The sequence below is a fragment of the Lysinibacillus canaveralius genome (assembly GCF_047301505.1).
In the GTDB taxonomy this organism is placed as follows: Bacteria; Bacillota; Bacilli; order Bacillales_A; family Planococcaceae; genus Lysinibacillus_B.
Map to the genome: position 1 here is coordinate 1177202 of NZ_CP154840.1, position 19756 is coordinate 1196957.

Genomic DNA, 19756 nt, shown 5'->3' on the forward strand with positions numbered 1-19756 from the left:
AGACGTAAACTCAATAATCCCCTGAAACTCTTACTTTTTCTGTTTAGCCCGCTTTGTGGCACGGCCTAATAAGAAAGCACCTGCTCCAACTCCGAGAAGCGTATTTGTGCGCTTATTAAACACTTGTTTTGTGACAAGTGTTAAATTTTGCGGACGCTCTGCCAAACGGCGCATGAAGTATCCGTACCAGTCATTACCGAATGGCAGGTATGTGCAGAACTGATAGCCTTCTTTTGCAAGGGCAAGCTGCATTTCTTTACGGAAGCCGTATAGCATCTGGAATTCAAATTTGTCATTTGAAATGTTGTGTTCTTTCACAAATTTCTTTACATGATCAATGACATTATGGTCATGTGTTGCAATAGATGTGAACTTACCATGGAGTAAATGATATTCGATCAGCTCAATAAATTTTTGATCAATTTCCAGCTTTGACTGATAGGCGACACTCGGGTCTTCCTTATAGGCACCTTTTACGATACGTAGGCGATAGTTTTTATACTTCTCGATATTTTCGACTGATTCAAAGAAGTATGCCTGGATTACTGTCCCGATATTGTCATACGATTCACTTAAACGTTCAAGTAAATCGAAAGATGTATGAAGGCGGGCATAGTTTTCCATATCGAAATTAACAAAAATGCCGTAACGATGAGCAAGTGAGACGATTTCCTCTAAGTTTTCGTAGCAGAATTCCACATCAATATCTAAACCAAGCTGTGATGGCTTTAAGGAAACGTGAGCATCAATCTGCTCGCTATGGATGCGTTCGATTACCGCCAGAATTTGCTCTTTAGCTGCTGTAGCTGCCTCTTTTTCAAAAACAAATTCCCCTAAATTATCGACTGTACAAGAAATACCGTGACGATTTAGTTCTTTAATGCTTTCGATAGCCTCGTCTAAATTAGTACCTGCAACGACATTTTGCGCCCCGAGTCGCAAACCGTATCGCTGTGCTGCATGATTCAGCGTTCTATTCTCGGATAAATAAATAAAAAAGTCTTTTAACGCCATTTTTTCTTCCTCCGCATACAAGTAAATGTAAATCTTGATGTGAGTATAAGACAAAAAAATAAAAAAGAAAATAATAATTTTTCAGACTACTAGATTTATTTTCGTACAAAGTGAGGTTTTGTAAGGGATTTCACCTCAAAAAAATTTTTTGTAATATATTTTTTTTATGTAAAAAGATCTGTGAAACAACAATGTGCAAAATATTTTTGCACATAAAAGCCTGGCAATAATGACCAGGCTGGATAACTATTTCTTTCGAAGACGGTATTGGAGACTTTGCCTGTGAAGGCCAAGTGTGCGGGCAGTTTGTGAAATATTGCCATCATGCAGCTCCAATGCTCTTGTGATGTAGTAATCTTCGACCTCGCGCATATATTCATCAAGAGGGCGGAGATCTTGTTTTTCCTGAAAGGCAAACATGTTTGTATTACCATCCTCCAAGAGCGTTTGCTGCTTTGTTTTCCACTTGAAATAAGCGGGAAGCATATGAAGTTCAACATATTCTTCTGTTGTCAGGAGACTGCTGATATCATCAAGCAAAACCTCTAGTTCTTTTAAATTCCCGGGCCAATCATAGTTCATGAAAAGCTCCTGCACTTTTGGGGCAAGTCCTTGTACCCGGACGCCAAAATTAATCCGTCTGCGTGCAAAATAGTCTTCAACGAATGGCATAATGTCTTCCCGTCGCTCTCGGAGGGCAGGTACTTGAATCGTTAAGTTTGAAAATAGATAGTAAAGGTTTTTCGACAGCCGGCCCTGCTGGATCAGATCAATCGGATCCGTGCCAATGCTTGCGATAAATACATGATTACGCTCTGCATGGGCAGTCAGCAATTCGGTAATGCGCTCCTGTGCATCCATGGATAAATATTCAATGCGTTCGGCAAAAAAGGTATAGTTCTGGCTTCCAGCAATGTATTTTTCAATCTGCCGGATTAACGGTTCTTCATTTCTGCGGCAGATCAATGTAATGAAGCGCTCGTTCGGCTCCTTCAATTCATGGTGGATTCCTTCAGCGATCATGTCCTTGCCCGTACCCGATTCACCAATCAGCATAACGGGAATCCTGCCCATTGCTGCAATTTTAGCTTGTTGGATCACCTGCTTCATCGAGCGTGAGACGGCGGTGATAATATCAAATGTCAGCGGAGCGCCGTAGCGGCTAAGCGGACGGTCCATCAAAAATTCCTGCTGTGTCACATCGCGTGCGAATTGCACGGCAATGCATTTTCCGCTTTTCGTGATGAAGGGACGATAATCACTGATCATCGAAATTTCTTCTCCGTTATGATTCCAAAAAGTATGCTTCACTCGGAGAACGGGTTCCCTTGTAGCCATTACCTGATGCAAAAGGTCCTGCTCGAGGTCTACATCCAACAGTTCGGATGCAAGCCGTTGTTGCTCCTCTTGTTCAGACAGTCCATTCATTTCCCGCATCTTTTTATTATAAAAAAGAATATGGCCCGATTCGTCGATGGCGCAAATTCCTGTATTGATTTGCTCTCCCATGAATTCATAAAGTTCAATAAATTCGTCTTTATTCATAAAAAATCTCGCTCCTTCATTCCTTACAGTTCATTCTAACATGGGCAGCCCCTCAAACCATTATTTTTTAGAATTGTGCAAAAAAATGTTGATTTATGCAACTAGGTATTGCAGAATGTAAGTATATTAATCTGGTATATGCAAAATATCTTTGCATTATCATGGAATATAAGGAGGATACGTATGATTCCATACAAACATGAGCCATTTACGGATTTTTCAGTAGAGAAAAATAAGCAAGATTATTTGGATGCATTAAAAAAAGTGGAAGCAGAGCTTGGCGGAGACTTCCCATTAATCATTGGTGGAGAACGTATTACGACTGAAGATAAAATTGAGTCCTATAACCCTGCTGATAAAAAGCAGCTGATCGGACGTGTGTCAAAAGCAAATCAGGAGCTTGCAGAAAAAGCGATGCAGGAAGCTGAAAAAGCATTCAAAACATGGAAAAAGGTGAAGCCTGAAATCCGTGCGGACGTTCTATTCAAGGCAGCGGCTATCATCCGCCGCCGCAAGCATGAATTCTCGGCGTTAATGACGAAGGAAGCAGGAAAGCCTTGGAATGAAGCAGATGCAGATACTGCAGAAGCAATCGACTTCCTGGAATACTATGGCCGTCAAATGCTGTTAATGAAGGATGGCCGTCCTGTGGAAAGCCGCCCAGGTGAATATAACCGTTACGACTATATTCCTCTTGGTATTGGGATTGTCATTTCACCATGGAACTTCCCGTTTGCTATCATGGCGGGTACAACAGTTGCTGCTGTTGTGACAGGGAATACAGTATTATTAAAACCGGCTTCTACAACACCGGTGATTGCCTATAAATTCATTGAAGTATTAGAAGAAGCAGGCTTACCAGCGGGTGTTGTCAACTTTGTTCCAGGCAGCGGCGCAGAAGTAGGAGACTACCTAGTAGATCATCCGAAAACACGCTTTATCAGCTTCACAGGATCGCGTGATGTTGGTCTGCGTATCAATGAGCGTGCATCTGTTCTAAACAAAGGCCAGATCTGGATCAAACGTGTGATTGCAGAAATGGGCGGTAAAGACACGATTGTAGTGGATAAGGAAGCGGATTTGGAATTAGCTGCACAATCGATCGTCAAATCAGCGTTCGGCTTCTCCGGTCAGAAATGTTCAGCTTGTTCACGTGTTGTTATTGTGAAAGATGTTTACGACCAAGTAGTAGAACGCGTAACAGAGCTAACGAAGGAATTGAAGGTAGGGGACCCAACTGATCCGACAAACTTCATGGCAACAGTTATCGACCAAAACGCATTTAACAAAATTTCAGAATACATCGAAATTGGTAAGCAAGAAGGCCGTCTTGTAGCAGGTGGAACAGCAGATGATTCAGTAGGGTACTTTGTACAGCCGACTGTATTTGTAGACGTTGACCCATCAGCGCGTATTATGAAAGAGGAAATCTTCGGGCCGGTAGTCGCTATTTCGAAAGCGGATACGTTTGAAGAAGCGATTGACATCGCAAACGATACAGAATACGGTCTAACAGGGGCTGTTATTACGAAAAATCGTGAACACCTAGAGTATGCACGCGAAGAATTCCATGTTGGAAACCTTTACTTTAACCGCGGCTGTACAGGTGCAATCGTTGGCTACCAGCCATTCGGCGGCTTCAACATGTCAGGTACGGACTCTAAAGCAGGCGGTCCTGACTATTTAACACTGCATATGCAGGCGAAAACAACATCTGAAATGCTGTAATCCCCTCTTAAATAAATAGATTTTTACAGCAATCAACCGCAGGCAGGCCTTAAAGAGGCATGCCTGCGGTTTTTCATAATGAAATTAACAAGGGCGTTATTTTCTTATGCCTCGTCCAAGTAAACTCGCAATAATTGATAAACTAGTAAAGATGATCACCCAAAAGAAAAAAGTTTCATTAAAAAGGGTAAATGTCAGGATGGTTAATACAATAAAGGTGATAACCGGGGCAACGAACCACTTATTAAATAAAAAGGTTCCGAAGATGGATAATAAAACAACAATCAACGGACAAATGATTAGTACAAATAGAAATTCCATTGTTCCTTGCCTCCTGTTATCATATTACCATAAAATTACAAATATTAAAGCCCGGAAATCTATCTTTCCGGGCTTTAAAATTATTAAATTGAAAAATCCTCTGGAACAAAGACTTTCAGCTGCTTTGGCCGAACATATACGATATCGCCCTTTTGCAAGGCGAGAGAGCGGAACTGTTCCTTTGATAAGGCAGCTTCTAAATATTCTTCTTCATCCTGACGCTTCAGCTCCACCTGGACATTAGGACCGACAAGGTGGATATGTGTAATTGTAGCAGCAACTGTATCTATAGCAGGTTTTTCCTTTTCAAGGACAATATCATGCGGTCGGACATAGCCGACGGCCTCATCGTAGGTAGTATCTTGTAAATCCTCTGAGACCTGCATAGTAAATGTCCCCTGTGTAAGGGTACCGTTATGAAGGCGCCCCCGGAATAGATTAACGTTTCCTAAAAAGTCATAGACGAACGGGCTTGCAGGATTTTCGTATACCTCTTCAGGAGTACCAATTTGCTCGATCTTCCCGCCATTCATGACGATAATACGGTCCGCCACATCAAGTGCTTCCTCTTGATCGTGTGTCACAAAGATACTTGTGATGTGATATTCATCATGGAGTTTTCTGAGCCAGCGACGCAGCTCCTTACGAACTTTGGCATCGAGTGCACCGAATGGCTCATCTAACAGCAGCACTTTTGGTTCTACTGCAAGCGCCCGAGCGAGGGCAACGCGCTGCCGCTGCCCGCCTGAAAGCTGGGACGGATAGCGGTCTGCAAAATTCTCAAGCTTGACGAGGCTGAGCAGTTCATTTACTTTTTGCTTGATCGCCTCCTTGGAAGGGCGGGTTTTCCGCGGCCGTACTTTTAAGCCGTATGCGACATTATCGAATACCGTCATATGACGGAACAGCGCATAATGCTGAAAGACAAAGCCGACGTTCCGCTCTTTAGGGTTGACGTTTGTAATATTGGAGCCGTCGAAGAGAATGGCGCCTTCATCAAGGCCTTCCAGCCCGGCAATAATCCGCAGCAGGGATGTTTTCCCGGATCCGGAAGGGCCAAGCAGGGCGATGAGCTCTCCTGATTCAATATTTAGTGAGATGTTTTGCAAAGCTTGAAAGCTGCCAAATGATTTTGATACGTTTTCAATTGAAATCCCCATTTAATGACCTCCTCCTTGTAGACCCGATTTCCATTCAATGATGTTTTTAATAATGATTGTGACGATTGCTAAAATCGACATTAGCGAAGCAACAGCAAAAGCAGCAGCAAATTGATATTCGTTGTATAAAATTTCAATATGAAGAGGCATCGTATTGGTCATGCCGCGAATATGTCCTGACACAACGGATACGGCACCGAACTCCCCAATTGCACGTGCGTTACATAGAATCATTCCATATAATAACCCCCATTTAATATTGGGAAGTGTTACATAGAGAAACGTTTTAAAACCGCTTGCTCCTAAAGAAATAGAAGCTTCTTCATCTGTCGTACCTTGTGTCTGCATTAAAGGAATGAGTTCACGTGCGACAAAAGGGAGTGTGACAAATAAGGTTGCAAGGATGATACCTGGCAGTGCAAACACAATTTTTATATCATTTGTAAGCAGCCATTCGCCAAACAGCCCCTGAGCCCCGAATAATAAAATAAACGTTAGACCCGCAATAACAGGGGAGATAGCAAATGGAAGGTCAATCAATGTAATTAACAGGTTCTTCCCTTTAAAAGAGAATTTCGTAATGCACCAGGCAGCAGCAATACCGAAAATTGTATTAAGCGGCACAACGATAATGGTTACGAGCAGTGTGAGCTTGATAGCTGCTAACGCATCCGGGTGCGTAATAGATGCCACGTATGTTTCCCAGCCCTTTTGAAAGGCGGTAATGAAAATGGAGACAAGCGGTACTACAAGAAACACCGCCAAAAACAATAGAGAGATCGACGTCAGGGCGATGCGCACAAACCGTGGTTCTTCGGTCGCCCTGCGTGTTTTAGACTGTATTGTATCGATGATAATCCCTCCTTAGCTCGGTAAAAACTTTCGATTTGTATACCATTGGATGAAGTTGATGAGCAGCAGTAAGATGAATGAAATCACAAGCATCACAGTCGCCACAGCTGTTGCCCCGACATAGTCGTACTGCTCTAGTTTGGTCATGATAATAAGCGGTGTGATTTCCGTTTTCATCGGCATATTGCCCGCGATGAAGACAACTGATCCATATTCGCCAAGCGCTCGGGCAAAGGCAAGAGAAAATCCTGTCAAAATGGCAGGCATTAGCTCTGGGAAAATGACTTTTGTGAATGTCTGGAAGCGGTTAGCCCCGAGGCTCACTGAAGCTTCCTCCGCTTCTTGGCTGAAATTTTGCAGAACGGGCTGCACTGTCCGTACGACGAACGGCAGGCCGATAAATGTCAGCGCAATAATAATGCCGATTGGCGTGAATGCAATTTTAAAGCTGAAAAATTGACCGAGCCATCCATTGGGTGAATACAATGTCGTCAAAGCAATACCGGCTACAGCAGTCGGCAGCGCAAAAGGCAGGTCGACTAACCCATCGACAATCCGCTTAAACGGAAATTGGTAGCGGGTTAGTACCCAGGCGATCATTGTCCCGAATACGACATTCAGCAGCCCGGCTGCAAGTGCTGTTCCAAAGCTTAATTTATAGGAGGCAACGACACGGGGGTGTGTAATTGTATCCCAAAACTCCTCCCAGCTCATAGATAGTGTATTGAAAAAAATCATCGCAACAGGCAGCAGTACGAGAATACTGACATAGAGCAGTGTGTAGCCGAGCGATAATGAAAAGCCGGGAATGATATTGGCATGCTTATTTTTCATATGAACACCTCCTGCTTGAATACAAATTTCGTATGTAGAAGCATGCCCCGGTAAAGGAGTCATGCAGCGAGTGAAAATGCCCCATCGTGCCAGTGCCTGAAAGGGAGACGGGGGGGTGTCTTTTTTCATGCAAAGGCACGATTAGAGGAACAGCTTTCTATGAAAATCACAAATGATGTGAAACATAGCTAGGGAAACAATAAGTGGTGTCTATAACATTCGAATCAATTGATACCTACTCGTAGATTTCGTCAAATGTTCCACCGTCAGCAAAGTGGGTTGTCTGTGCCTCTTTCCAGCCACCGAAGTCTTCGATCGAGACTAGCTTCAGTATTGGGAATTGGTCTTCGTACTTTGCAAGAATTTCTTCGTTACGCGGGCGGTAATAGTTTTCAGCAGCTATTTCCTGACCGATATCCGTATACAAATACTCAAGGTATGCTTGAGCGACTTCGCGTGTTCCTTTTTTATCAACGATTTTATCAACGACAGCTACAGGCGGTTCCGCAAGGATGCTCAGTGATGGTGTCACAATTTCAAATTCATCCTTGCCTAGTTCATTTAATGATAGGTAGGCTTCATTTTCCCAAGCAATGAGCACGTCTCCAATCCCTCGTTCTACAAATGTAGTCGTTGCTCCGCGTGCGCCGGAATCAAGTACTTCAACATTGCCATATAAATCCTTGATGAACGATTTGATTTTCGCTTCATCATCACCAAATTGTTCCTTCGCAAATGCCCAAGCGGCTAAATAATTCCACCGAGCCCCTCCGGATGTCTTAGGGTTTGGTGTAATAACAGATACGCCATCCTTTACTAGATCATCCCAGTCTTGTATGTTTTTCGGATTTCCTTTTCGGACAAGAAAAACAATTGTGGAAGTATAAGGTGTCGAATTGTTTTCAAACTCAGTCTGCCAATTGCTGTCCAATAGGTCGCGAGCCTGAGAAATTTCATCGATATCGTAAGCGAGCGCTAATGTAACAACGTCCGCCTCTAATCCATCAATGACTGCGCGCCCCTGTTTTCCTGACCCGCCATGAGACTGGTTAATTGTTACCTTCTGTCCAGTCTCTTCTTCCCAATGCTTTGAAAATTCTTGGTTGAATGCATCGTAAAGTTCACGTGTCGGATCATAGGAAACGTTTAATAATTCAATGTCTTTAGAAGAACCGGCTGATGTCTCGATTGTTGTGTCTTCCTCTCCGCATGCGCTTAATAGTAATGCAGCCATCAATAACAATGCGGAAAATAACCAATTTTTACTTTTTTTCATTTTCTCCACTCCTTTGTGAAATTAAAAAGGCAGAATGTACACATAGAGTACATTCTGCCTTCAGTTGTCTGATCAGCATATTAAATTGCTTGTTAAGTGCTAGCCACTCATTTAAGCTTACGAAAACTTTAAATCAAACATAACCTATCAGTCAACAAGGAATTTAAATAAAAAAATATTTCAGGTATATTTTACTGTTTGATGTTAGAAAGGTAGTAAACAAACCTTCGTTATAACGGTAAAATTACCATGTACAAAATAACAGCTATATGAGTAGGATAAAATGAAAAAAGAAGGAATTTGCTCCTTTGGACGGTGTATCGCTATGTTATGTCGAATTGGGATCGACAAAATAGGCACAAGCTCGAAACAACGGGAAAAAAGGGGTAAACTAAGAGTAATTGGATCAAGAAAAAGGAAGGTTGTTTATGCAAAAAGTAGATGCAGTAATTGTCGGCGGAGGTCCTTGTGGATTATCTGCAGCAATCGAGCTACAACAAATCGGTCTAGAACCCGTAGTAATTGAAAAAGGAAATATTGTTAACGCCATTTACAATTATCCAACGCACCAGACGTTTTTCAGTACGAGTGAAAAACTGGCGATTGGCGATGTGCCGTTTATTATTGAGGAACGTAAGCCTCGCCGCAATCAGGCACTCGTCTATTACCGTGAAGTGGTGAAAGCAAAAAACATTCAAGTGAACCGCTTTGAAAAGGTAGAGCACGTGGAGAAGAAGGGGGATCGCTTTGTCGTCTCTACTTCGAAAGATCAGTACGAAGCACCCTATGTCGTAATTGCAACTGGATATTATGACAGTCCGAATTATATTGGTATTCCAGGAGAGGATTTGCCGAAGGTCTACCACTATTTTAAAGAGGCACATGAATTTTTTGATACGGATGTTGTTGTAATCGGCGGTAAAAACTCTGCTGTGGATGCTGCCCTTGAGCTGAATAAGGCCAAAGCCCGTGTGACGGTTATTTATCGTGGAAGTGAGTATTCGCCTAGCGTCAAGCCATGGGTGCTGCCAGAATTCGATGCCTGTGTCCGTAATGAGGAAATCGATATGCTATTTGACAGCTGTGTGAAGGAAATTCGTGAAAATGAGGTTGTGATCGATGTAGAAGGTGAGGAGCGAGTATTGAAAAATGATTTTGTCTTTGCCATGACAGGTTATCACCCGGATCATGATTTTATCCGTAATATGGGTGTCAACATCGATGAGGAGACAGGGCGCCCGCACTTCGATCCACAGACAATGGAAACGAATGTAGAAAACTTATTTATTGCAGGTGTGATCGCTGCCGGTAACAATGCCAATGAGATTTTTATCGAAAACGGCCGTTTTCACGGCAAACTAATTGCTGATAAAATTAAAGAGGGGCAATAATTTAAGCATGATCACCCCTCTCTAATAGAAAATGAAAGAAACAGCGTGATGGTGTTTCTTTCATGGAAAAGGAGTCTCGCCTGACATTTTGAGACTCCTTCTTTTTTATACAATTCTTTTTAAATAAGGGATTTTAGATAAAATCAGTATCGTAATTAATGATAAGAAGAGGATGATGACCGCCTGCAGAGGGATACCCATGGCAGGATGGATAAGAATCCCCTCATCGTTATAGAAAAAAGGGCGGATGATATCAAGGAAAATAGGATGCACAAGATAAATACCAAAGCTCGTCCAGGAAATCTGCATTAGCAATTTGCTTGGGGCAAACTGTTCGTTCTGCTTCTGCTTCTTTGTGATGAAGCGTTTGAAGAAGACGAATAGGGCAATCGCCATCGCTAGTACGTTTGGAGTGGCATAGCCAAATGCATAGCTGGAAAATTCGCCTTGGTCGAAAGCGAATGAATTTGTGCGTAAAATTGTGGCGGCGGCGCCGACAAAACCTGCGATATAAATAATAGTACGCATCTTTTGAGATTGGTCGTACCTTCCTAAATAGAAACCTAAAAGAATCATCCCAATGAATTCTGTGAACGGGAAATAATCAACAAGCTTATTTGGTACGAGAAATTCATAATAGCGGAAAATCCCGAAAAACAGCAGATACAGCCCGACTGTATAGCCTACAATCTGCTGGCTTGCATGCCGGCAAAATACATTAAACATCGGAACGAGCAAGTAAATGGCAATCAGGGCGTAGAAATACCATAGATGATAATAGATGTTTGCATTTAAAAAAAGTTCTTTAAATTCTTCAAAGGATGCAGCGCTATTGTATACGATATAGACACGCCACAGGTAGTAGACTACCGACCAGAATAGAAAGGGAATGAGGATTTTATTCGCTCGTTTTGTGAAAAAATCCTTCAGCGGCTCCTCCTTTCTTCCGAGTAAAAGTGCGCCCGAAATCATGAAGAAAACTGGGACGCACCATCTGGCCAAACTATTGTAAATGATGCCTGCCTCCCACATCGAAAAATCGATTTCTTTATACATCGATGCATATGGAGCGGCTGCATGGATAAACAATACACCCATTATGGCGATTGTCCGCAAATACTCCATATAAAATATCCGTGGTTTCATAAAACACCTCTTTTGATTAATAAGAACTATTTTATTATGAAACCATAAGGAAGTATATATTAGGCGAAAAATACTTTTAGATCGATTGGCTTATGTGCTTGGTTAATGCCAATTAACAGCTTGAGACGTGCTTTTTGGCCATTAATGCCATTGGCAAAAATGACACCCATATCTTCTAGTTGTTTACCACCGCCGTCATACCCGTATACTCCTTCAGCAATGCCGTTGAAGCAGCGGGAAACGAGAACAACGGGAATATTATTAGCCACAAGCTTTTCAATTACTTGTGCTACAGCAGGAGGCACATTTCCTTGACCGAGACCTTCTAGGACAAGGCCGTCATAACCAGACGCAACAATCGATTCAAGGATATCAGCTTCCATCCCGGCATATACCTTCAGAAGCGCCACTCGTTTTGAAACCTCGTCAAGCGGGACATATTGTCGGCGAACGGGCTGCTGCTGGATATGCACCGCTTTTTTCGTCACTAATCCAATCGGTCCGTATTGTGGACTTTGGAACGTGTTCACACTGGAAGTCGAAGTTTTTGTGATGTTGAATGCCTGATGAATTTCATCATTCATCACAACAAGAACACCTTTATCGCGTGCCTTGTCGTCGCAGGCTACTCGAATTGCCTCAATAAGATTATAGACACCGTCTGCACCAAGTTCATTAGAGGATCTCATTGCTCCTGTTAAAACAATCGGGAAGTCGAAACGAGTTGTCAAATCTAGAAAATAAGCTGTTTCCTCCAATGTATCTGTACCATGGGTAATAACTACTCCATCAATTGCGTATAATTGTGTCTGTTCGATAATTAAATTGCGCAATGTGAGCATTTCCAACGGTGTAATATGTGGGGAGGGAAGATTGAATGCTTCCACTTCTACTATATTAGCATAGCCTGCCAGTGTTTCTTTTGCACCGATGAGCGGATTACGTTCATTGATTAATACTGCCCCTTCTTCACCCATTTTCATTGAAATTGTACCGCCTGTATGAATAAGCAGAATATTTTTTTTCATAAGAAAACCTCCTGTTTACACTTTCTTGTAGATGTTTTTGCTATAATAAAAAGGGAAATTTTTTCAGAATATAAGGAGGGTCCTAGACATGTTCATTTTAATATCAGCTGCCATTGCGCCAGGTCTGGCCCTTCTCAGTTATTTTTATCTGCGGAACCAGATGTCGACGGAGCCGCGGCGAACGCTTCTTCATACCTTTATATATGGTGCGATTATTACATTCCCTATTATGTTCATCCAATACGTTTTGGAAGAAGAGGGAACCTTCTCGCATCCTTATGTGTCGGATGTTATTTTTACGAGCTCCATCGAAGAATTCTTCAAATGGTTTGTCATTTTTGTTGCCATTTTACGACATGTCGAGTTTGATGACCCTTACGATGGCATCTTATATGGTGCCGCTGTTTCTCTTGGCTTTGCAACGGTTGAAAATGTTCTTTACCTCTTATCATTCGGTATTGATACTGCCTTTTTACGAGCGATTCTCCCTGTATCAAGCCATGCGCTATTTGGCGTTGTCATGGGCTATTATTTCGGGAAAAGTAAATTTTCAAAGGATAATAAACAACTAGAGTACCTGTTGCTTGCATTTTTAGCACCGGTTCTCCTGCATCTTAGTTATAACACAATTTTAACGCTGAAGGGTCATCTCGTTTACTTGATGTTGCCGTTTATGTTGTTTTTATGGTGGTTTGGGCTGCGCAAGGTGAAACAAGCGCATAGACACCTCGTTCAACATTTATATGAAAATAATAGAATCTAAAAAGCTTTTGTTTACAACTTTTGTGAACAAAAGCTTTTTTGTGTGTATAAAACTTGGCTGATTTTCCATCCTACGTAAAAAGGAGTGATTCGCGATGATAAAAAAATGGTCATCATCAATTTTAGTTATGTATTTATTGATCATTTCGCTCATCCCATTGCAGGCCAACGCCTTCTCCTCCCAAATTGTGGAGCGGGGAGCTTTTGGTGACGATGTCATTGAATTACAGGCAAGGCTGCAGTATATCGGATATTACGAAGGTAATATTGATGGCGTCTTCGGCTATGGTACGTACTGGGCACTGAGAAACTTCCAGTCCGATTATGGGCTGAAGGTCGATGGCATAGCAGGGACCGATACAAAAAAGGTGCTCGTCAACAACTCCGACTATAACAGAGCATGGGTGATGGAACAGATTAATAAAGGTACACGCTTCACTCATTATGGCGGTATTCCGCTAGAACAGCAGGTGAAGCAAGGAACAAAGAATAGTCAAGTTCAGCTGCCGGGCAAATACTCTGAGCAGGACTTACAGCTGATGGCAAACGCTGTATATGGTGAAGCGCGCGGCGAGCCGTATGAAGGGCAGGTCGCTGTTGCGGCGGTAATTTTAAATCGCCTGGAATCTAATGAATTTCCAAATACAATTTCAGAAATTATCTTCCAGCCGCGAGCATTTACAGCTGTAGCAGATGGACAGATTTGGCTTGAACCGAATGATCGTGCCAAACAGGCTGTTTTAGATGCGATGAACGGATGGGACCCAACTGAAAATGCCTTATATTATTTTAACCCAGAAACAGCAACAAGTGCATGGATCTGGTCAAGACCACAAATTAAACAGATTGGTGAGCATATTTTCTGCTACTAGAGGTGGATGATGAAAAATACTCTTTATTTAGTTGGTATTTTGTTTGTCGCGGTGCTGCTATATGCAGTGAATTTAACGGATGAAAACACGGAGCTTAAGCAGACAATGCATGCTTATTATACAAATGAAATGGCAGCTGCCTCTGCAAAAATGACTCAGTTGTCACAGGCCATCAATCAGGCTCAGCTTTTTGAGGAGGGAGAGGCACGTGATAGTGAGATGCAGTCAGTTTGGCGAATAAGCAATGACCTTCGCAACTCCATTGGGAAGCTGCCGATTCACAGCGGTGTAGCAAATGATATGATGGGCTATCTTGGGCGAATGGGAGACCAGGCAAAAAGCGGTACGCAGGAGGACTGGCAGGCAATCGCTCAAAATATGAATGGTTTAAAAGAAGAGTGGAATGTGGCAACTGCGAGATTTTTCTCAACAGACAGTAATTATGATACATGGGCGGATGGCCTTCTAGAGGAAGGTGATTCTCCATTCCAGACGGTTTCAGCCAATTTAAAAAGTTATCAGGAAACGGATTTCCCTCTTACAGCCAGTGAGTCGGATTATGAAAAGAAGCGGGATCTTGTTCATTTAACGGACAAAGAAGTGACAAAAGAAGAAGCGCTTCAAAGGATACATGATTTATTCCCTGCCACTGAGGGGGCGACGTTAACTGTGTCAATGAATGCAGACGACGCAGCCTACCCATTTTATCATGTGCAATTTGCACGCGGCTCCCGTTTAGGGTACGCAGATATTACCAAAAAAGGCGGCCATGTCCTTTCCTTCTTGCTGGAGCGTCCGGCCAATGATCCACAAGTAACACAGCAGCAAGCACGTGAGATGGCGACGGACTTTTTACAGCAGGCGGGCTATAAGGACGTTGTTTATGTGGAAGCACGAGAAAATCATGAAGCATGGCACTTTGTTTTCACGCGTAAAGCAGGGGATGCACTCGTCTATCCAGATAGCATCCAGTTGAAGCTTGCAAAAGATACGGGAGAGCTGTTAGGAATCAATGCAATGGAATATATACAAAAGGAAACACTTCCTGACACAACGGCTAAAGAGCTTGATATGGCAACTTATTTTGCCGATAACGTGAGCGTTGAAGAAACAAAGCTTGTCTATACAGAAGGTTCAGGCCATGAGCTGGTACTTTGCTATGAAGTAGTGGCACGCTTGAGTGATGAAGCCAATGAAACATTCCGTGTGTTAATAGATGCGGATACCCATAAAGTAGTGCAGGTTGAGCAATTAGTCTGATGAAAAAAATCCTGTTTATCTAGAAAAATTACCAAATCCATGCCATAATATATCTACTATAAGAAGTTTGAGGGGATTAGCATGGAACTTAAAATCGGGACAATGTTGATATTGGAGCCCACGTATACGGATAGTGTTGAAAAGCTTCGCTGCAAGGTTGTGGAGCAAAGTGAGCATGCCATCTATATCGATTACCCTGTCAATACAGAAACAAAAAGAACTGCTTTTTTAGTAGACGGTGCGCAATTTCGTGCTACCTTTCATACAGAAGCGAAGCAGAGCTTTGCCTTTAATACTGAGGTGCTTGGGCGTAAAAAGGGAAATATCCCGATGATTATGCTGGCAACCCCGCCGGAAGAAGAGTTCATAAAAATTCAGCGCAGAGAATATGTCCGGGTAGAAACAGCGGTGGATATCGCCGTAGGATATGAGGAGCGCTTCAGTCAATTTGTGGCAGCAGACATAAGTGCTGGAGGGGTATTGGTAAGCATGAACAATCACGCAGCTTTCACAGATGGAGACGTTGTTCAGCTGACAATTGTTTTGCCGTATATGAACGGTGATATGCGCTATGTCATAACAGATGCACGAGTCGTCCGCGTATTTGATAGGGATGGAAAGCGTTATGCTTCTATGGAATTTAAAGACACAGATGATCTAGATAAGCAGTATATTGTACGGTTCTGCTTTGAACGTCAGCTAGAGCTTCGCAGAAAAGAAATGAATACGCCAGTATAAGCCACCGATAACGGTGGCTTTCTTTATGCTGGAATATAATCCACTTATACGTGAATCCGGGGTAAGAAGAAGGCATTTGTCGAGAGCTGTGGACTTATTAAAAAGTGTGATTGAGCTTTCTGACAGCAAGGATAGGAGAATTAGAAAAATGTCGAAAAGTGGTCCGTACATCTAGCGTTTAGACAGGTCAATTTATCAGGGAATATGGTACAATGGGGAAGGAAAGTAGGGATTATTTATGGCAAAAAATATTCAAATTGCGATTGACGGTCCAGCGGGAGCAGGTAAAAGTACAATTGCAAAAATTGTGGCAGAAAAATTAGGCTATACGTATATCGATACAGGTGCGATGTATCGAGCTGTAACGTATAAAGCACTTCGCACAGACATACAATTAGAAGACGCAGCAGCTCTGGAAGAAATGCTTCGTGCAACAGAAATCCGTTTGCAGCCTTCGAATGAAGGACAACTTGTGTTTGTTGATGGAGAAAATGTGTCCGCACCTATTCGTTCTAATGAAGTGACAGCTAATGTGTCTCAGGTAGCTGCTTATGCGAATATCCGTGAAATCCTCGTAGCCATGCAGCAGCAGCTTGCCGCGCAGGGCGGCGTCGTAATGGACGGGCGTGACATCGGCACACATGTTTTACCGAAAGCAGAGTTAAAAGTTTTCATGTCTGCTTCCGTAGAGGAACGTGCCCGCCGACGTCAATTAGATAACGAAAAGCGAGGCATTCCATCCACAATCGAAAGTCTGGTAGAGGAAATCTCACTGCGGGATAAAAAGGATAGTGAACGGGAAGCATCGCCGCTCATTCAAGCTGAAGATGCGCTCTTCCTCGACACGACAGAGCTATCAATTGACGAGGCTGCAGCAGCCATTTTAAAATTAGCAAAAGAAAAAATGGCATAATCTCTCGAAAATGAGCATGAATTACCCAAGTTGGGGGTAATGTGTAGATAACGGCACTTACCGCTCAAGGACATTCTTATTTTTCCATGAGTTAAAAATGTGCTAATCAGAGATTTCCAGTGTTCAATGTGTTTCAAGAAGGAAGAAAAATGGATTTTTCCTAAGCGATTACATGAAATTTCTGAAAAAAAGGGAAATTTTTTGTTTTTATATTTATTTTCGAATAAAATAAAAAGTGGAAGATGCGAAGGAGGGTTACATATGTCTGAAGAAATGAACTTAAGTGTAAACGAAGGATTTCAAGAAGGAGATATCGTAAAGGGTGTTGCTGAGCAAGTAGAGGAAAAATCAGTAACAGTTACAATAGAAGGTGCTCCATTCGATGGGATTGTCCCAATTAGCGAACTATCAAGCTTACACATCGAAAAGGCTTCTGATGCCGTATCGGTGGGGGATACACTAGAACTGATGATCACTAAGGTAGAAGAGGAAAACTTCGTGCTGTCAAAACGTAAAGTAGATGCGTTGAAGGCATGGGATGAACTAATTCAGAAATATGAATCAGGCGAAGTATTCGAAGCCGAAGTGAAGGATGTAGTGAAGGGCGGCTTAGTCGTTGATTTAGGTGTGCGTGGCTTTGTTCCTGCATCGTTAGTAGAAGATTATTTTGTAGAGGATTTCGAGGACTACAAAGGCAAAACAATGAGCTTTAAAATTACCGAGCTTGACCAAGAGAAGGGCCGCTTAATTTTATCTCACCGCGCTGTTGTGGAAGAGGAAAAGGCTTCTAAGAAAAAAGAAGTCATCCATAATATCAAGGAAGGCGATGTTCTAGACGGCAAAGTACAGCGTCTAGCAAGCTTTGGTGCTTTCGTAGATCTAGGTGGAATCGACGGCCTTGTGCATATCTCTCAAGTAGCACATGAGCATGTAGATGATGTGTCTGCAGTTCTTTCAGAAGGACAAGAAGTAAAGGTAAAGGTTCTTTCAGTCGATTATGATAATGAAAGAATCGCCCTATCCATTAAAGAAACATTACCTGGACCTTGGTCTGGTGTAGAAGAAAAGGCTTCTAAAGGCTCTATTTTGACTGGTAAGGTCAAACGCCTTGTGTCATTTGGTGCTTTTGTAGAAGTGTTCCCTGGAATTGAAGGGCTTGTACACATTTCACAAATTTCGCACAAACACATCAACACACCGCACGAAGCGTTGAAAGAAGGCCAGGAAGTACAAGTGAAGGTACTGGATGTCAATGAAGCGGAACGCCGTCTATCATTGAACATTAAAGATTTGATCGAAAATCCGGATAAGGAAGAGGAGTTCGACTACGAACTGCCGGAAGAAAACACAGGCTTCTCATTCAGTGATGTCATTGGGGATCAGCTGAAGAAGTTTACAGAAAAATAAGCAATAGAGTAAAACAGACGAGCTATAAGGCCCGTCTGTTTTTTTTATCGGCTTTCTTTAAAATAAGCTGCGGGAGGGTATCATAATAAATAACGGAAGCGGTTTTGAATGTTGTGAAAACATGCTATACTGTCAAGATTGATGTATAATACACATTTGAGAAGAAGTTTGGAAGGATGATAACAGATGACAAAACCAGTAATCGCCATCGTTGGTCGTCCGAACGTAGGTAAATCGACAATTTTCAACCGTATTGTTGGAGAGCGTGTCTCAATCGTGGAAGATATTCCAGGGGTAACACGTGACCGTATTTATAGTTCGGCAGATTGGTTAGCACATGAATTCAATATTATTGATACAGGCGGGATTGAAATCGGGGACGAACCGTTTTTAGAGCAAATCCGCCAACAGGCAGAAATTGCCATTGACGAAGCGGATGTCATTATCTTTATGACGAATGGCCGTGAAGGTGTGACTGCTGCTGATGAGCAGGTTGCAAAGATTTTATATAAAACGAAAAAGCCCATTGTACTGGCAGTTAATAAGATTGACAACCCAGACATGCGTGAAATGATTTATGATTTTTATTCGCTAGGCTTTGGCGATCCGTTTCCGATTTCAGGATCGCACGGTATTGGACTTGGGGATTTATTGGATGAGTGTGCAAAACATTTCCCGAAGGAAGATGAAACACAATACGATGAAGATGTCATCAAGTTCTCCTTGATCGGTCGTCCAAACGTCGGAAAATCTTCATTAGTAAACGCATTTCTAGGACAGGACCGCGTTATCGTCTCGGATATTGCGGGAACGACTCGTGACGCGATCGATACACCATATACGTATGAGGACCAAGAGTATGTCATCATTGACACAGCGGGAATGCGTAAAAAAGGAAAGGTGTACGAAACGACGGAGAAGTACTCTGTATTACGTGCATTACGAGCGATTGAACGCTCAGACGTTGTGTTGGTCGTACTGAATGCTGATGAAGGTATTCAAGAGCAGGACAAGAAAATTGCCGGTTATGCACATGAAGCAGGAAAAGCGATCGTTATTGTTGTTAACAAATGGGATGCCATTGAAAAAGATGAAAAGACGATGAATTTCTATACACAGCAAATCCGTGAGCATTTCCTATTCCTTGACTATGCACCGCTTGTTTTCGTATCTGCAAAAACAAAACAGCGTGTACATCAGATTCTGCCTGTTATTCAGCGTGTAAGTGAAAACCATGCGATGCGTATTCAGTCTTCTATCCTAAATGAGGTAATCGAGGATGCGGTGGCTCGTAATCCGGCTCCAGCGGATAAAGGCCGTCGTCTGCGCATTTATTATGCGACGCAGGTAGCGATCAAGCCGCCGACATTTGTTGTATTTGTCAATGACCCAGAGCTGATGCACTTCTCTTATGAGCGTTTCTTAGAGAACCGCATCCGTGAAACATTTGACTTTGAGGGAACTCCAATTCGTTTAATTACACGTGCGCGTGATTAATTCGGTAAGGGG

18 protein-coding genes are annotated in these 19756 nt (G+C 42.5%); 9 read left to right on the forward strand and 9 right to left on the reverse strand.

The features are described from left to right. Positions 1 to 30: 30 nt before the first annotated feature. Both AA0Y26_RS05765 and AA0Y26_RS05770 read right to left on the reverse strand, forming a co-directional pair. Entirely contained in the window at positions 31 to 1014 is a 984-nt protein-coding gene (locus AA0Y26_RS05765) for a proline dehydrogenase family protein (protein ID WP_413365937.1), read from the reverse strand. 246 nt (positions 1015 to 1260) lie between these two features. Continuing rightward, the gene (locus AA0Y26_RS05770; protein ID WP_413365938.1) at positions 1261 to 2559 is read right to left on the reverse strand and encodes a sigma 54-interacting transcriptional regulator; all 1299 of its coding nucleotides are present in this window, start codon (positions 2557 to 2559) and stop codon (positions 1261 to 1263) included. A gap of 183 nt (positions 2560 to 2742) precedes the next feature. Between AA0Y26_RS05770 and pruA the strand changes: the two genes are divergently transcribed. Continuing rightward, the gene (gene pruA / locus AA0Y26_RS05775; RefSeq protein WP_413365940.1) at positions 2743 to 4287 is read left to right on the forward strand and encodes an L-glutamate gamma-semialdehyde dehydrogenase; all 1545 of its coding nucleotides are present in this window, start codon (positions 2743 to 2745) and stop codon (positions 4285 to 4287) included. 96 nt (positions 4288 to 4383) lie between these two features. Here the strand turns inward: pruA and AA0Y26_RS05780 are convergent, their stop codons facing one another. The 5 genes from AA0Y26_RS05780 to AA0Y26_RS05800 form a co-directional block, all read right to left on the reverse strand. Further along, on the reverse strand, positions 4384 to 4608 hold the full coding sequence (locus AA0Y26_RS05780) for a DUF2651 family protein (RefSeq protein ID WP_413365942.1): 225 nt from the start codon (positions 4606 to 4608) through the stop codon (positions 4384 to 4386). Between the two features lie 83 nt (positions 4609 to 4691). Next, on the reverse strand, positions 4692 to 5768 hold the full coding sequence (locus tag AA0Y26_RS05785) for a sulfate/molybdate ABC transporter ATP-binding protein (protein ID WP_413365944.1): 1077 nt from the start codon (positions 5766 to 5768) through the stop codon (positions 4692 to 4694). Then, positions 5769 to 6623, reverse strand: coding sequence for a sulfate ABC transporter permease subunit CysW (gene cysW, locus AA0Y26_RS05790; protein ID WP_413368072.1), 855 nt, complete (start codon positions 6621 to 6623; stop codon positions 5769 to 5771). A gap of 9 nt (positions 6624 to 6632) precedes the next feature. After that, positions 6633 to 7454 (reverse strand): sulfate ABC transporter permease subunit CysT, encoded by an 822-nt coding sequence (cysT, locus tag AA0Y26_RS05795; RefSeq protein ID WP_413365946.1) that lies wholly within the window; start codon positions 7452 to 7454, stop codon positions 6633 to 6635. A gap of 235 nt (positions 7455 to 7689) precedes the next feature. After that, positions 7690 to 8730 carry a sulfate ABC transporter substrate-binding protein gene (locus tag AA0Y26_RS05800; RefSeq protein ID WP_413365948.1) on the reverse strand — a complete coding sequence of 347 codons (1041 nt, stop codon included), beginning with the start codon at positions 8728 to 8730 and terminating at the stop codon, positions 7690 to 7692. 428 nt (positions 8731 to 9158) lie between these two features. Between AA0Y26_RS05800 and AA0Y26_RS05805 the strand changes: the two genes are divergently transcribed. Continuing rightward, the gene (locus AA0Y26_RS05805) at positions 9159 to 10121 is read left to right on the forward strand and encodes a YpdA family putative bacillithiol disulfide reductase (RefSeq protein WP_413365950.1); all 963 of its coding nucleotides are present in this window, start codon (positions 9159 to 9161) and stop codon (positions 10119 to 10121) included. Between the two features lie 105 nt (positions 10122 to 10226). Here the strand turns inward: AA0Y26_RS05805 and AA0Y26_RS05810 are convergent, their stop codons facing one another. Together AA0Y26_RS05810 and AA0Y26_RS05815 are read right to left on the reverse strand one after the other, a co-directional pair. Further along, the gene (locus AA0Y26_RS05810) at positions 10227 to 11267 is read right to left on the reverse strand and encodes an acyltransferase (RefSeq protein WP_413365952.1); all 1041 of its coding nucleotides are present in this window, start codon (positions 11265 to 11267) and stop codon (positions 10227 to 10229) included. Positions 11268 to 11326: 59 nt separating this feature from the next. Continuing rightward, complete coding sequence (locus AA0Y26_RS05815; RefSeq protein ID WP_413365954.1) at positions 11327 to 12295, reverse strand: asparaginase; 969 nt, start codon at positions 12293 to 12295, stop codon at positions 11327 to 11329. An 88-nt stretch (positions 12296 to 12383) separates the two neighbouring features. Here AA0Y26_RS05815 and prsW point away from each other — a divergent pair, with 88 nt between their 5' ends. The 7 genes from prsW to der all read left to right on the forward strand — a co-directional run bounded on the left by prsW (position 12384) and on the right by der (position 19744). Then, complete coding sequence (gene prsW / locus AA0Y26_RS05820; RefSeq protein WP_413365956.1) at positions 12384 to 13058, forward strand: glutamic-type intramembrane protease PrsW; 675 nt, start codon at positions 12384 to 12386, stop codon at positions 13056 to 13058. A 127-nt stretch (positions 13059 to 13185) separates the two neighbouring features. Then, positions 13186 to 13929, forward strand: coding sequence for a spore cortex-lytic enzyme (sleB, locus tag AA0Y26_RS05825; RefSeq protein ID WP_413368074.1), 744 nt, complete (start codon positions 13186 to 13188; stop codon positions 13927 to 13929). Between the two features lie 6 nt (positions 13930 to 13935). Then, positions 13936 to 15189 carry a PepSY1/2 domain-containing protein gene (locus AA0Y26_RS05830; RefSeq protein ID WP_413365957.1) on the forward strand — a complete coding sequence of 418 codons (1254 nt, stop codon included), beginning with the start codon at positions 13936 to 13938 and terminating at the stop codon, positions 15187 to 15189. A gap of 81 nt (positions 15190 to 15270) precedes the next feature. Beyond that, a complete protein-coding gene (locus AA0Y26_RS05835; protein ID WP_413365959.1) occupies positions 15271 to 15927 on the forward strand; it encodes a flagellar brake protein in 657 nt (218 codons plus the stop codon). Positions 15928 to 16165: 238 nt separating this feature from the next. Then, complete coding sequence (cmk, locus tag AA0Y26_RS05840) at positions 16166 to 16840, forward strand: (d)CMP kinase (RefSeq protein ID WP_413365961.1); 675 nt, start codon at positions 16166 to 16168, stop codon at positions 16838 to 16840. Between the two features lie 261 nt (positions 16841 to 17101). Next, positions 17102 to 18247, forward strand: a complete 1146-nt coding sequence (gene rpsA, locus AA0Y26_RS05845; RefSeq protein WP_413365963.1) for a 30S ribosomal protein S1 — start codon at positions 17102 to 17104, stop codon at positions 18245 to 18247. A gap of 186 nt (positions 18248 to 18433) precedes the next feature. After that, positions 18434 to 19744, forward strand: a complete 1311-nt coding sequence (der, locus tag AA0Y26_RS05850; RefSeq protein ID WP_413365965.1) for a ribosome biogenesis GTPase Der — start codon at positions 18434 to 18436, stop codon at positions 19742 to 19744. Positions 19745 to 19756: the final 12 nt, after the last annotated feature.

Bases quoted from the DNA above. Each gene is read 5' to 3' on its own strand.
- AA0Y26_RS05765 (WP_413365937.1), bottom strand. From the start codon at position 1,014: ATGGCGTTAAAAGACTTTTTTATTTATTTATCCGAGAATAGAACGCTG.
- AA0Y26_RS05770 (WP_413365938.1), bottom strand. From the start codon at position 2,559: ATGAATAAAGACGAATTTATTGAACTTTATGAATTCATGGGAGAGCAA.
- pruA (WP_413365940.1), top strand. From the start codon at position 2,743: ATGATTCCATACAAACATGAGCCATTTACGGATTTTTCAGTAGAGAAA.
- AA0Y26_RS05780 (WP_413365942.1), bottom strand. From the start codon at position 4,608: ATGGAATTTCTATTTGTACTAATCATTTGTCCGTTGATTGTTGTTTTA.
- AA0Y26_RS05785 (WP_413365944.1), bottom strand. From the start codon at position 5,768: ATGGGGATTTCAATTGAAAACGTATCAAAATCATTTGGCAGCTTTCAA.
- cysT (WP_413365946.1), bottom strand. From the start codon at position 7,454: ATGAAAAATAAGCATGCCAATATCATTCCCGGCTTTTCATTATCGCTC.
- AA0Y26_RS05800 (WP_413365948.1), bottom strand. From the start codon at position 8,730: ATGAAAAAAAGTAAAAATTGGTTATTTTCCGCATTGTTATTGATGGCT.
- AA0Y26_RS05805 (WP_413365950.1), top strand. From the start codon at position 9,159: ATGCAAAAAGTAGATGCAGTAATTGTCGGCGGAGGTCCTTGTGGATTA.
- AA0Y26_RS05810 (WP_413365952.1), bottom strand. From the start codon at position 11,267: ATGAAACCACGGATATTTTATATGGAGTATTTGCGGACAATCGCCATA.
- AA0Y26_RS05815 (WP_413365954.1), bottom strand. From the start codon at position 12,295: ATGAAAAAAAATATTCTGCTTATTCATACAGGCGGTACAATTTCAATG.
- prsW (WP_413365956.1), top strand. From the start codon at position 12,384: ATGTTCATTTTAATATCAGCTGCCATTGCGCCAGGTCTGGCCCTTCTC.
- sleB (WP_413368074.1), top strand. From the start codon at position 13,186: ATGTATTTATTGATCATTTCGCTCATCCCATTGCAGGCCAACGCCTTC.
- AA0Y26_RS05830 (WP_413365957.1), top strand. From the start codon at position 13,936: ATGATGAAAAATACTCTTTATTTAGTTGGTATTTTGTTTGTCGCGGTG.
- AA0Y26_RS05835 (WP_413365959.1), top strand. From the start codon at position 15,271: ATGGAACTTAAAATCGGGACAATGTTGATATTGGAGCCCACGTATACG.
- cmk (WP_413365961.1), top strand. From the start codon at position 16,166: ATGGCAAAAAATATTCAAATTGCGATTGACGGTCCAGCGGGAGCAGGT.
- rpsA (WP_413365963.1), top strand. From the start codon at position 17,102: ATGTCTGAAGAAATGAACTTAAGTGTAAACGAAGGATTTCAAGAAGGA.
- der (WP_413365965.1), top strand. From the start codon at position 18,434: ATGACAAAACCAGTAATCGCCATCGTTGGTCGTCCGAACGTAGGTAAA.